The sequence below is a fragment of the Bacillus sp. MT94 genome, assembly GCF_058792475.1.
In genome coordinates, this window is record NZ_JBXAEZ010000007.1 from 23,739 (window position 1) to 36,841 (window position 13,103).

Consider the following 13,103-nt stretch of genomic DNA (forward strand, 5'->3'; position numbering starts at 1 on the left):
GAAAAGTCTTTCTTTATGAAATCGAATCCATATGCGTTGCTTTTCTACCTATTATATGGCTAAATAGGTACTATATTTATTTGAAGGGAGAGAACGCAATGGAACATCATACTTCTGTTCTATCACTTATGGTTGTCGTTGCAATCGCGTTTTTCGTTCCCCTTTTGTTACAACGCTTTAAATTAAAAGCACTTCCTGTTGTCGTTGCAGAAATTATTGCAGGAATCTTTGTAGGTAAAAGTGGGTTTAATATTATTGAGCCAGATATATGGCTTCAAGTTTTATCAACATTAGGATTTATCTTCCTCATGTTCTTAAGCGGTTTAGAAATTGATTTTTCTATCTTTAAACAAAAAGGGAAAAAAAATACGACAAACGAGCCAAATACATTTCAAGCAGCAAGCATTATCTTCTTATTTATTTTCATCTTATCTTATGCCCTATCATTACTATTCGTATGGCTAGGATTTGTAGATAATGCAATGTTCATGACTTTAATTATTTCAACTATTTCTTTAGGTGTTGTTGTACCAACATTAAAAGAGAACAACCTAGGAAAAACTGCGATCGGACAAATCATTTTATTAGTTGCTGTTATTGCAGACTTAGTTACAATGATTTTACTCGCCGTTTTCGTCGGATTAAATTCCGAAAGCGGCCAAAGTATGTGGCTCTTACTTCTTCTATTCGGTGCCGGTATTGTCATTTACTTTATTGCAAAACGCTTTAAAAACATTCCATACTTAGATAGTTTAAAAGCTGGTAGTGTACAAATTGATACACGGGCTGTTTTTGCACTCATTTTAATCTTAGTTGGGTTATCGGAATCTGTTGGAGCAGAAAATATTTTAGGTGCCTTCTTAGCAGGTGTACTTGTATCGTTATTATCACCCAATGAAGATATGGTGGAAAAACTTGATTCTATCGGCTATGGTTTCTTCATCCCTATTTTCTTCGTAATGGTTGGTGTAAATCTAGAGGTATGGTCTATTTTTAAAGAACCTTCTAGCATGCTAATGATCCCAATCTTAATTGTAGGACTCTTTATTTCAAAACTCTTACCATCACTCGTCTTACGAAAATGGTATCCACGTAATATCGTACTTGGAAGTGCAATCTTATTAACATCGACACTTTCTTTAGTTATTGCGGCTGCACAAATTGGTGAAAAACTAGGGATCATCAGTCCAAGTTTATCTGCCTCTCTTATTTTAAGCGCAGTTATTACTTGTATTTTTGCACCTATATTGTTTAAAAAAATGTTCCCAAAAGTAGAAACACCAAAACCAAAAGTAGCTATTATTGGCGCGAGCAGAATTACCCTTCCGTTATCACTAGATTTAAAACGAGAAGATTATGACGTAACGCTATATATGATGCGTCAAAACAAAATAAATGATGAGGAAGCGAAATCGCATGACTTCCCTATCGTGAAATTAGATGACATCACAATCGCATCATTAACTGAACAAACAGCATTTGATGCAGATCGCGTCGTTATTGCAACAAGCGATGATGAACAAAACTTATTATTAGCAGAACATGCAAAAGAGCTAGGTGTTGAACATGTTATTGCAAGTGTAGAAGATCCACTTCTACAAGAAAAAGCAACGCAAGAACATATCGCTGTATTCTCAACAATTAACTCTACACGTATTTTATTACGTGCACTTATTGATAAACCTAGTCTCGTTCGCTTAATTACAACAGCAAACGAAACAGTACGCGAAGTTGAACTACGCAGCAATAAATATAACGGCATTGCGCTTCGCCGCCTTCCGTTTTTAGGTGATGTACTTGTCATTCAAATCTACCGCGGTAATAAAGCATTAATACCACATGGTGATACAAGACTACAACACGGCGATACATTACTTGTAACAGGCTCAAAAGAGCATATCGATACACTAAAAAACATATTAGAGTAAAAAGATGCCCCTCACATAATTAAGGGGCATCTTTTTAATTTCATATGGTAAAATGTTACTATCACATATTATGAGGATGGATTACATTATGTCTATTGTAACTTTAGCTCTCTTATTATTAGCGGAAGTACTCGTCGCCATTATTCTCATCGGTGTTAGCATTGAAATTTGCAGCTATGGTTGGAAAAAATCAAATGGAGTTAAATACTCATGCCTTTTACTTTCACTCCTTCTCGGAGTCGCTAGTATACTCGGCCTTCTCGCTGCACCTGCATACTTCTTTATACAACTTATAGAAAAGGGTTTATAAGAAAGGATGATAATATGATTACTGTGCAGTATATTGAAGCATCCGAGACACACTTATTACGCCAAGCGGTGTTGCGTCCCAATCAGTCCCTAGCAGACTGTAAATACTCTTCTGACTACGAAAAAGACACATTCCACTTAGGTGCCTTTATAAATGATGAGTTGATTAGCATCGCTTCCTTCTCAAAAGAAATATATCCTGGTTTACAAAATGGCATCCATTATAGACTACGAGGAATGGCAACATTACCTAACTTTAGAAACAAAAGAGCTGGAAGCTCCTTAATTCAGAAGGCAGAACAAATTTTAAAAGAACGGAAAGCAAACATCCTATGGTGTAATGGCCGTATTACTGTAACTGACTATTACAAGCGATTAGACTTTCAGGAGCATGGTGAAATCTTTGAAATTGAACCGATTGGCCTTCATAAAGTACTGTATAAAAAGATATAAGAAAGGCTTTCCTCAATACGGGAAAGCCTTTCTTATATTTCAATCTTCACTTTTTATCTTTTTCATATATATGTAGATAAATAAACTAGGAACTAAAAAACAAGCAAACATAATAAATGCTGTTATACTGATTGCTTTTATCGAAATATCCGGTGTTACAATAATACAAATAGCTAACAGTCCAATAACAATACCTACCGGAATGAATAATAGTTTCATGAAATAGCTACGTGATACCCCACCTGTATGCTCATATGCCTCTACAGAATGTTTTAAATTTAAGAAGTTAATGGCTACGATCCCGCCCATAAATACCATTAATAGATCCGAAACACTTTCATATCCTGCTCCTTGCAAAACATAACGGTAAAAAACAATGCCTAGTATGATGATATTTTGTAAGATGAAAACTAACCTAATGTGTTTTAACCCCTCAATCATTAAACGTTCATCTTTCACGATTTTCACCCTATCACTCCTTTTCCTCCCAAAACAACTCATTCAACGTTTTATCTACTGCATAACAAATTTTCAAACATAAATCTAAAGATGGATTGTATTTCCCCTTCTCAATTAAACTAATCGTTTGCCTTGTAACGCCTACTTTTTCTGCTAATTGTTGCTGTGTTAAATCTAACTGAACACGCGCGACTTTTATTTTACTTACAGCCATTCATGTTCCTCCTCTACCTTTATTGTAACATATATATTCCATTAGGTAATTTATATTTTACGAAATTAATTTAATTTCGACATTATCCCGATTGATGCGGGCTAATACACAGTGGGGATAAATCCCCACTACTGCCTATAGTTTCACTTTATTATACACAAAAAAGGAGCCTCTCATAAGAAGCTCCCTCTCCTATATCTATATTATAAGAATAAATGACATCCAAATAAAATTGTAAATAAGTATAGTAATGGATGTACTTCCTTTCCTTTACCCTTCACAATTTTCAAAACTGGATATACTAAAAATCCAATTGCAATTCCATTTGCAATACTAGACGTTAACGGAATACCTATAAAAATCAAAAATGCTGGTAACGCATCTTCAAATTCATTCCAATTAATATCTCGAATGCTTTGTGCCATTAAACTACCTACTATAATTAATGAAGGAGCTGTAATAGCGGCTACACTTGATAAAGAAGCAATAACAGGACTGAAAAATGCCGTTATAATTGTTAGACCAACAACTACAATCCCTGTTAATCCAGTTTTCCCACCTGCAGCAATACCTGCTGACGATTCAATCGTCGCTGCTGTTGGGCTTGTTCCAAAGATAGAACCTGTAGTCCCGCCAATTGCATCTGCAATAAACGCTTTACCAAAACGCTTCTCTGTATTGTCTGTAATTAAACCTGCTTGTTTAATTAAACCAAGTAATGCACCTGTTGTATCGAATAAAAGTACAAGTAAAAATGAAAATACAACACCATATAATCCGTATTCAATTACATCTGAAAATGCATTGATTGGGTTTGAAACGATAATACCCTCTGGCAAATGAGGCATCTCCACAATTTTATCAGCAAACTTCAATTGCCCTGTAAAGAAGGCGATAACTCCTGTCACAATCATACTAATAAATAATGCACCACTCACACGTAATGCCATTAATACCGCCGCTAATATTAAACCAATTAAAGTTAAAATAACAGCTGGAGAATGAAAATCACCAATCGTAACTAAATTAGAAGGATGATCCACGATAATTCCAGAAAGGCGCAATCCAATAAAAGCAATAAATAGTCCAATTCCACCTGCAATTGCATGCTTTAAACTATCAGGAATTGCTAAAATTAACTTTTGCCTAAACGAAGTAAAAGATAATAAAAGAAAAATAATCCCCGTTACAAATACAGCTGAAAAGGCAACTACATATGTAATCCCTTCTGCCTTCTGTACAACAGAATAAGCAAAATATGCATTCATTCCCATAGCTGGAGCAATAACAATCGGGTAATTCGCGAAAATCGCCATACCTACTGTTCCAACAACGGTTGCAATAATTGTTGCTGTAAACGCTTGGTCAAATGGTACACCTGCATCAGATAATATTTTTGGATTGATGACAAGAATATACGCAAATGTAAAAAAAGTTGTGATGCCAGCTAAAAACTCTTGCTTCACAGAAGTGTTATATTTTTGTAATTGAAACATGCTTATGTACCCTTCCTACACCTGAATTATTATCACACATTCTTTTCTTACTAGTATGTGAGAAAATATAATACTTAATCTTAACAATCAATAAAAAGAAGAGTCAATATATTCCCTAATAGTTCGAATTTTAAGTTTAAGTCTGACAAGTACAGATGTAGTACAGTTCATTATGATTATTTTTGTAGCATAACAGATAGAAATGTTTTATAATTTGAAATAGTTAAATATTTAGTAAACGCATTCAAATATTGTTCACTCTACAAGGGGGATTCTTCTTATGCAGCACACAAACAAATCTGGAACTTTAAATCGTGGTTTAAAAGAACGACATATTACTTTAATGTCACTTGGCTCAGCTATTGGCGTTGGGCTATTTTTAGGATCTGCTTCCGCTATTAAACTAGCCGGTCCTTCTATTTTACTAGGCTATATGATTGCCGGACTCGTTATTTTTTTCATCATGCGAGCTCTCGGGGAAATGGCAATTGAACAACCTGTTGCCGGTTCTTTTAGTAAATATGCATATGATTATATCGGCCCACTCGCTGGTTATATTACTGGCTGGAATTACTGGTTCTTATGGGTTGTTACTTGTATGGCTGAAATTACAGCAGCTGGCATTTACATGCAGTACTGGTTTCCAGATATCCCGCGCTGGACTTGGGCGTTACTTGCTCTATTGTTAATGAGCGCTTTTAACTTCTTATCGGTAAAAGTATTTGGAGAACTTGAGTTTTGGTTTGCTCTCATTAAAATTGTCACAATTATCTGTATGATAGTTGTCGGCGCTGGTATTATTTTATTCGGATTCGGAAACGGTGGTATCGCTACTGGTATTTCAAATCTTTGGTCACATGGTGGCTGGTTCCCAAATGGTTTTTCTGGATTACTACTCTCCATGCAGATGGTACTATTCGCTTATTTAGGCGTTGAATTAATCGGTGTTACAGCTGGTGAAGCTCAAAATCCGAAGAAAACACTCGCAAAAGCAATTGATAACGTGTTTTGGAGAATATTACTGTTCTACGTAGGAGCTCTATTCGTTATGATGGCAATTTATCCATGGAACGAACTTGGTGAGAAAGGAAGCCCATTCGTATTAACATTCCAGCAAATTGGTATCGCAAAAGCAGCAGGTATTATTAACTTTGTCGTATTAACAGCAGCTCTTTCTTCTTGTAATGGCGGTTTATTTAGTACAGGCCGTATGCTATTTACATTAGCTCAGCAGAAAAAAGCTCCTGAAAGATTTGGTCGTTTAAATAAAAATGGCATTCCAAGCCAAGGAATTGTAGCAACTGCTATCGTTTTACTCATTGGTGTTATATTAAACTATCTCGTACCTGCAAAGGTATTTACATGGCTTACTAGCATTTCAACTTTCGGCGCAATTTGGACTTGGGGCATTATATTAGTTGCTCAAATTAAATTCCGTAAAAGCTTACCTACTCAAAATAAACAAAAGTTATCGTATAAAATGCCTTTATACCCATTAAGCTCATATTTCTCACTCGTTTTCCTTGTATTAGTACTAGGTATAATGGCGTATTCAGAAGATACACGAATTGCATTGATTGTCGGCCCAATTTGGCTTATCGGCTTAGCAATCGTATATTACATGAAAGGGTTTCATAAGATTGATGAAACACCTAACTCAAAAATTAGTTAAGCAAAGCATCCCTTCCTTATTACTTGGAAGGGGTGCTTTTATATCTATATAAATATTTCTCAACAAAATTCACGGTATTTTTACAATCTTTTAATATTTTTTATGTTTTCCGTCTTTATTTTTACAGAAAAATAAATTACATTATTAAAGCACATATATTTATTATTAGGGGGATTCTTCTATGAAGAATAAAAAATGGATTACATTTTCTTTAGCAACAGCAATTACACTAAGTATAGGGACCTCGTTCATACCGTCTACTTATGCCGAAAGCTCTGTAGACCCAGCTCCTGAAATTGCTGCAAAAGTTGTAAATCAAAACAATGGGAAGAAAGTATTATTCGATAATACACACGGTCAAACTGCTGGGACAGCTGACTGGGTTATTGACGGCGGCTTTTCTGACTTCGGAAACGGCATTGCAAAAAACGGTTATCACGTAAAAGAACTTCGTAAATCAACACCTATTACGTACGAAGACTTAAAAGGTTACAATGTATTTATCGTTCCAGAAGCTAATATTCCTTACAAAAAATCTGAGCAGGACGCTATGTTACAATATGTAAAAAATGGCGGTAGTATCTTCTTTATTGCCGATCATTACAATGCAGATCGTAATAAAAATCGCTGGGACTCTTCTGAAGTATTTAATGGATATAGACGCGGTGCTTGGGATAATCCAGCAAAAGGAATGTCTAATGAAGAAGCAAATTCACAAGCTATGCAAGGAGTAGAAAGCACTGATTGGCTATCTGACAACTTCGGTATTCGCTTCCGCTACAATGCACTTGGTGATGTTTCAGCGAAAACAATTGTATCGCCTGAACAATCTTTCGGAATTACAAAAGGTGTTTCTTCTGTAGCAATGCATGCTGGTTCTACTCTAGCAATTACAAACCCAAAACTAGCAAAAGGACTTGTTTACCTTCCAGAAAATCCATCAAAATGGAATAACGCTGTTGATAGTGGCGTTTATAATGGCGGTGGTCTTGCAGAAGGCCCATATGCTGCAATTGCAAAAGTAGGACTTGGAAAAGCTGCCTTTATTGGTGACTCTTCTCCTGTTGAAGATGCTACGCCAAAGTACGTTCGTGAAGATTCTGGCCAAACAAAGAAAACTTACGATGGTTATAAAGAAGAAAACGATGCGATTTTATTAGAAAACATCGTAAATTGGTTATCGAATAAAGAGACATTTACAAGTTTAGATCAAGTAAATGGTTTACAACTTGATTCACCTACAGCTCTACAAACATTTGAACAGCCAAGCTTATCAACAGAACCACAACCTGAACCTTGGAGTGCACCAAATGCGGGTTATCAATGGTTTAATACAAATACTTTTAAACCAGGTTCATACGGTTATAACGGTGCGGTAACAACAAGCGACTACGTCGTTACACACCCTAGCATTCTACCAAACAATGAAATTTTCCAAATGAAGATTCAAGTAAACAACTTACTACCTAATACAACTTATAACAACTATTCTTTAGGTATATTCACTACTGGTGGAACACAAGTAGCAAAAATTCAAAATACAAACGGCACTTGGCCATCTGCTTTTGGATATAGTAGTGCCTTCTCTTTCACAACAAACAGCTTAGGCTCTGCTGAGAAAGTTGTAAATGTACAGATTGATTCAAATACAACTGGACAAGCAACTCTTCGTCTACGCCAAAATACAACAACGAAATATAATGAAACTGTAACGATTAATAAGAAATAATGAAAAAGGCAATCCATACATGGATTGCCTTCTTCTCACTTCTCTTCCTTCGAGAAAAACATTCTTGAAATAACGATACCTATACTACCGACGATTAGGAATAACACTGCCCTAATCATCATCGATACCTCTGGTAAGTCAAGTAGGAATAACTTCCCTACCGTTACTACTAATACGATTAATCCAGCATATAATATTTCATTCATCTGTCTATAACGGCCAAACCAAACTGCAAATAACGCATATATCATCCATAATAACGATACAGATACGCTAATTATACTTCCATCTGTAGAAAGAACTTCACCAATTCTAGTGATTGTAATAAATACAATGACCATTAACCAGTAGAGCGCTATAGAGTACACATACTTACCCATACTCGCTAACACTTCTTTCGCTTGTCTCATGCAATAATAGAACGTTCCTATTAAAATAAGATGAGCAACAAAACCTGCCGAAATAAATTCATCAAACGGGCTAAAAATCGTCTGTATCATTCCAATTGCGTAAACCGTCGCACTAACATACAATTTTATCTGTTGTTTTGCTTTAATAGAAGTGACCATGCCGAGGAAACCTTGTAATAATAGTACAATCGCTGCATTCACTAAACTATACTCGTATAAAATCGCTAAACTAAATGCTCCCATTGCGAAACCAAATAAGAGATTTGTAAATGTAGAATGTCTATTCTTCCTATACTCAAGCACAAACATAGCAGCGTGCACAATTGCACTAATAATCAATCCCCATGTTGTAAAATCAGGTATTTTGGCAATAGCTAGTATAAAGAAAACTGCATTCGCACTAAATATCGCCAAACGTGGTTCTGGTATAAAACTTCTCTCCGTAAACATATGCCAAAATAATAGTAAATGAATCAAACCATATACAATCGTTAACTGTATTTGCAAGTTCTCTACTAATATTGACATAACAGCAAAGAAGACAAAAAGAACAATGGCCGCGACAGCGTAAGAAATCATATATAAGTATTTATAACGATTTTTCAATCCATACCATAATAAACTAAGTGTTAATATCGTCTCGTATCCAAAGAAAATATAAGGATTAGGAGTCGTACTATTTAACAAGAATGGCACGAAGAACGCTCCTACCGCTACGAAGATAGTAAGGTATTCCGAGTTATATCTTTTCGCTAAATAAATCCCTAAAATAACCCATGCAATATTAAAGAGAAACGCGATACTTGCCGGAATAAATGCATACAAATAATGTGCCGCAAACGTCGTTAAAACAATCCCCGAAATATTTCCTCCAACCAATACTAATCCTAACGCCTGCCGCTCTCTTTTAATTTGAATATCTCCTATATAATACAAACCGATAGATAATGCGATACCAAACACAATTCGTATTGCTGGTGTTAATAAACCAGCATCTACTCCTGCTTTAAATAACCAGATCACTCCAAGCAACATAATACCGACAAATACACGCGGTAACCACGTTTGACAAAACTTAATAATATTAAATGGCTCTGGTTTAAAAACAGATATATCTACTTGTTTTACCTCATATTCTTGCACAGGCTCTTTTATCGTAACTATTTCTTCTTTTGGCTTTTCCTCCATTACCGTTTCAATATATTCTTTCTTTTCCTTACTAACATGTTGCTGAGCGTTTTCTACTTCTATTTCCCTTTGCTTCACTTTTAATTCAGCAAGTGCCTCTTGAATTGTTTCAATTGCCGTTTCGAGTGCTTCTATTTTCTTATCCAAATCCTTCTTCATACGCTACCCCCTTATTCGTAACTCTCATTAAACCTATATATTACCAATTATCTTTATCATACTCTTAGTCTATTCATTTTCAATAGTATTTTTTCCAAAAAAAGAAAGATGCCTTCCCAAAATAGGAAAACACCTTTTTACTCATTTATTCTTATTTAGAACAATGCTAACGATGACACCAACACACACGCCTATAATAGCTGGAACTATCCACCCAACACCTTCTGTATAAAATGGAATGTATTTTAATACTGACGTCCACTGATTCATCATTACATTTTTATTTAAAATATCAATTGCACTAAATATTGCTACAATCCAAACAGTTACTGCATATACGTATGCATACTTCCCAATATACTTATGGAATAACCCTAGAATAATAAGCGTTAATGCAATTGGATAAATAAATCCAAGAATTGGTACTGATACTTTTAAAATTTGCGTTAATCCTAAATTAGCTAAGATCATACTAACAACGCTTACTATAAATGCCCACACTTTATAAGATACTTTCGGAAATGCACTCGCAAAAAATTGACTACAAGACGTAACAAGTCCAATTGAAACACATAAACAAGCGATAGTAAAAATAAGACCTAATAAAACGACTCCGCCCTGTCCAAATAATGTAATCATAACTTGTACTAACACTTTCGCACCGTTATCAAATGTTCCTAATGAGCCACTAATTGCCCCCACATATCCAAGGATGACATAAATAATAGATAATAATAGTCCTGCCCCAATTCCAGCAATACTCATATATTTCGCTAAACCTTTATCATCTTCAATACCCTTTGCACGTAATGCATTTGCAATAACAATTCCAAAGATTAAAGCAGCTAACGCATCCATTGTTAAATATCCATCTAAAAACCCTTGAAACATAGGAGCTTGGCCATAGTTCCCTATTGGTTCTTTCATATCTCCTACTGTTGTAAACATACTCTTTATAAAAATAAGTGCAATCATACATAATAATAACGGCGTCAAGACTTTTCCAAACAACCCCATTAGTTTAGATGGTGATAAACTTAACCAGTAAACAATACTAAAGAAAATAACTGTGTAAAACAATAATACTCCGCTTCCTGCTTCAGGGAATAACTGACCTGGCCCCATTTCAAAGGCTAAACTTCCCGCACGTGGTATACCAAGCCCAGGTCCAATAAATACATACACGATACATGGAAAAATAATTGCAAATGAAGAATGAACTCTACCCGCTAACGTTTGAAAACTTCCTGCTTTTGCAATAGAGATAACACCTAATATAGGAAGACCTGTTGCTGATATAATAAATCCTACTAATGAAATCCACACATGTTCTCCTGCTTCATATCCAAGAAAAGGTGGGAATATAAGATTCCCTGCTCCAAAGAACATCGAAAATAACATAAGACTAATAAGTAAAATTTCTTTTTTCTGTAACAATTTCATTTCTTTCTCCTTCTTTAATTTCATCTCTTATGAAATCAATTCCACATATAAAAAAAGTACAATAACCCGCTTCCTTACAAAGAAAACATAGTCCATAGTCTATCACAAAAGAAACACCCCTTCTATAGCTATTCCCTTTTTCCAATTTCTTCTGAAAAATCAACCTTTATTGACTTATAATAGTTAATAAGGTAAAATATTAAATGTACAAAATTATTAACTTTGTTTTTGTTTGTGTCAGGAGGAAAATAACATGGAATCAGCGATACAACTAGAAAGAGAACAACAAAGAAAAAAGAAACATCCTCCAGGTTTATACTTACTCTTCTTTACAGAAATGTGGGAAAGATTTAGTTACTATGGATTACGAGGATTATTAACATTATATTTAACGACAGCTTTAGTAAGCGGTGGTCTTGGGTTTAGTCCCGCATGGGCACTCTCTATTTACGGATTTTATACTGGAGCCTGTTATTTCACACCAATGATTGGTGGTTACTTAACAGACCGTTTTCTAGGTAGACGAAAAGCAATCACAATTGGTGGTATAACAATGGCAATCGGTAACCTTACACTATTTGCCTTGCAAAACCAATTAGGCCTATACCTCGGATTAGCGCTTATTATTATCGGTAACGGATTCTTCAAACCGAACATCTCTACACTGGTTGGAGAATTATACGAAGAGAACGACCCAAAACGTGATAGTGCATTTACCATTTTCTATATGGGTATTAACGTCGGGTCATTTTTAGCTCCACTCGTTTGCGGATTTTTATCAGAAAATTTATTCAAAACAACAGTTGATGGCGTTGTACATTACGGATTCCGTTACGGTTTCTTAGCCGCTTCAATCGGAATGATCATTGGACAAATTTTATTTACAACACTCTCAAATCGCTTCCTTGGTAATATCGGTAAAAAACCAACTCGCGATTTACAAACAGCTGCTGGACAACCATCAGTAGGAGATACACCGTTAACAAAAAAAGAAAAACAACGTACCGCAGTTATCGTCATTTTAACATGCTTCGTTGTCTTCTTCTGGGCTGGCTTTGAACAAGCTGGTAGCTCATTAACATTATATACAAACAAATTTGTAGACCGCTCTGTGTTCGGATGGGAAGTTCCAACATCTTGGTTCCAATCGGTCAATCCATTATTTATTATTTTACTTGCTCCAGTCATTTCTGCATTATGGGCAAAACTTGCAACTCGCAAGCAGGGTGATTTAAAAATCCCAACTAAAATGGGACTTGGGATGATCTTGCTCGGTATCGGTTATATCATTCTCGTTATCGCTACATTAAAAACAGGTAGTGATGAACATAACATTACAGAAAAAGCAAACTTACTATTTATCGTCTTTACGTATCTTTTCCATACGTTAGGTGAGCTATTCTTATCACCTGTCGGACTATCAATGGTTAGTGCGCTTGCTCCGGTAAAATTAGCATCTTTACTAATGGGTGTATGGCTAGCAAGTTCAGGTATCGCCAACATTTTAGGCGGACAACTTGCAAGCTTCACAACTTCACTTGGATACGCTGAAGTATTCACAGTTATTGGCGCTGTGGCAATTGTATTAGGTTGTGTTTTATTATTAATTTCTAAGAAATTAGTAAAATGGATGGATTAAAAAA

Annotated in this window: 11 protein-coding genes; 6 read left to right on the plus strand and 5 right to left on the minus strand. The window is 35.4% G+C overall.

Annotated elements, in window-relative coordinates; translation table 11 throughout:
* Positions 1-98 precede the first annotated feature (98 nt).
* Genes AC1Q51_RS22540 through AC1Q51_RS22550 form a run of 3 tightly spaced genes read left to right on the plus strand, consistent with a single transcriptional unit; the run spans position 99 to position 2,690 of the window.
* Entirely contained in the window at positions 99-1,928 is a 1,830-nt protein-coding gene (locus AC1Q51_RS22540) for a monovalent cation:proton antiporter family protein (RefSeq protein WP_492331727.1), read from the plus strand.
* Between the two features lie 52 nt (positions 1,929-1,980).
* Entirely contained in the window at positions 1,981-2,238 is a 258-nt protein-coding gene (locus AC1Q51_RS22545; protein ID WP_141532441.1) for a DUF4022 family protein, read from the plus strand.
* A 14-nt stretch (positions 2,239-2,252) separates the two neighbouring features.
* The gene (locus AC1Q51_RS22550) at positions 2,253-2,690 is read left to right on the plus strand and encodes a GNAT family N-acetyltransferase (RefSeq protein ID WP_098284480.1); all 438 of its coding nucleotides are present in this window, start codon (positions 2,253-2,255) and stop codon (positions 2,688-2,690) included.
* 39 nt (positions 2,691-2,729) lie between these two features.
* Here AC1Q51_RS22550 and AC1Q51_RS22555 read toward each other — a convergent pair whose 3' ends face one another.
* The 3 genes from AC1Q51_RS22555 to AC1Q51_RS22565 form a co-directional block, all read right to left on the minus strand.
* Positions 2,730-3,158 carry a hypothetical protein gene (locus tag AC1Q51_RS22555; protein WP_098361498.1) on the minus strand — a complete coding sequence of 143 codons (429 nt, stop codon included), beginning with the start codon at positions 3,156-3,158 and terminating at the stop codon, positions 2,730-2,732.
* Between the two features lie 4 nt (positions 3,159-3,162).
* Positions 3,163-3,363: a helix-turn-helix transcriptional regulator gene (locus tag AC1Q51_RS22560; RefSeq protein ID WP_000301184.1), complete on the minus strand. Its 201-nt coding sequence runs from the start codon at positions 3,361-3,363 to the stop codon at positions 3,163-3,165.
* A gap of 203 nt (positions 3,364-3,566) precedes the next feature.
* Positions 3,567-4,859 (minus strand): NCS2 family permease, encoded by a 1,293-nt coding sequence (locus AC1Q51_RS22565; RefSeq protein WP_492331728.1) that lies wholly within the window; start codon positions 4,857-4,859, stop codon positions 3,567-3,569.
* A gap of 280 nt (positions 4,860-5,139) precedes the next feature.
* On the opposite strand from AC1Q51_RS22565, the gene AC1Q51_RS22570 reads away from it, so the two are divergent.
* Both AC1Q51_RS22570 and AC1Q51_RS22575 read left to right on the plus strand, forming a co-directional pair.
* Positions 5,140-6,531 carry an amino acid permease gene (locus AC1Q51_RS22570; protein WP_001164892.1) on the plus strand — a complete coding sequence of 464 codons (1,392 nt, stop codon included), beginning with the start codon at positions 5,140-5,142 and terminating at the stop codon, positions 6,529-6,531.
* Positions 6,532-6,712: 181 nt separating this feature from the next.
* Positions 6,713-8,260: a DNA-binding protein gene (locus tag AC1Q51_RS22575; RefSeq protein ID WP_090978421.1), complete on the plus strand. Its 1,548-nt coding sequence runs from the start codon at positions 6,713-6,715 to the stop codon at positions 8,258-8,260.
* A 35-nt stretch (positions 8,261-8,295) separates the two neighbouring features.
* Here the strand turns inward: AC1Q51_RS22575 and AC1Q51_RS22580 are convergent, their stop codons facing one another.
* Together AC1Q51_RS22580 and brnQ1 are read right to left on the minus strand one after the other, a co-directional pair.
* A complete protein-coding gene (locus AC1Q51_RS22580; protein WP_090978419.1) occupies positions 8,296-10,017 on the minus strand; it encodes a DUF2339 domain-containing protein in 1,722 nt (573 codons plus the stop codon).
* A gap of 141 nt (positions 10,018-10,158) precedes the next feature.
* The gene (gene brnQ1 / locus AC1Q51_RS22585; RefSeq protein ID WP_090978417.1) at positions 10,159-11,460 is read right to left on the minus strand and encodes a branched-chain amino acid transport system II carrier protein BrnQ1; all 1,302 of its coding nucleotides are present in this window, start codon (positions 11,458-11,460) and stop codon (positions 10,159-10,161) included.
* 253 nt (positions 11,461-11,713) lie between these two features.
* On the opposite strand from brnQ1, the gene AC1Q51_RS22590 reads away from it, so the two are divergent.
* Positions 11,714-13,099 carry a peptide MFS transporter gene (locus AC1Q51_RS22590; RefSeq protein WP_000443143.1) on the plus strand — a complete coding sequence of 462 codons (1,386 nt, stop codon included), beginning with the start codon at positions 11,714-11,716 and terminating at the stop codon, positions 13,097-13,099.
* Positions 13,100-13,103 lie beyond the last annotated feature (4 nt).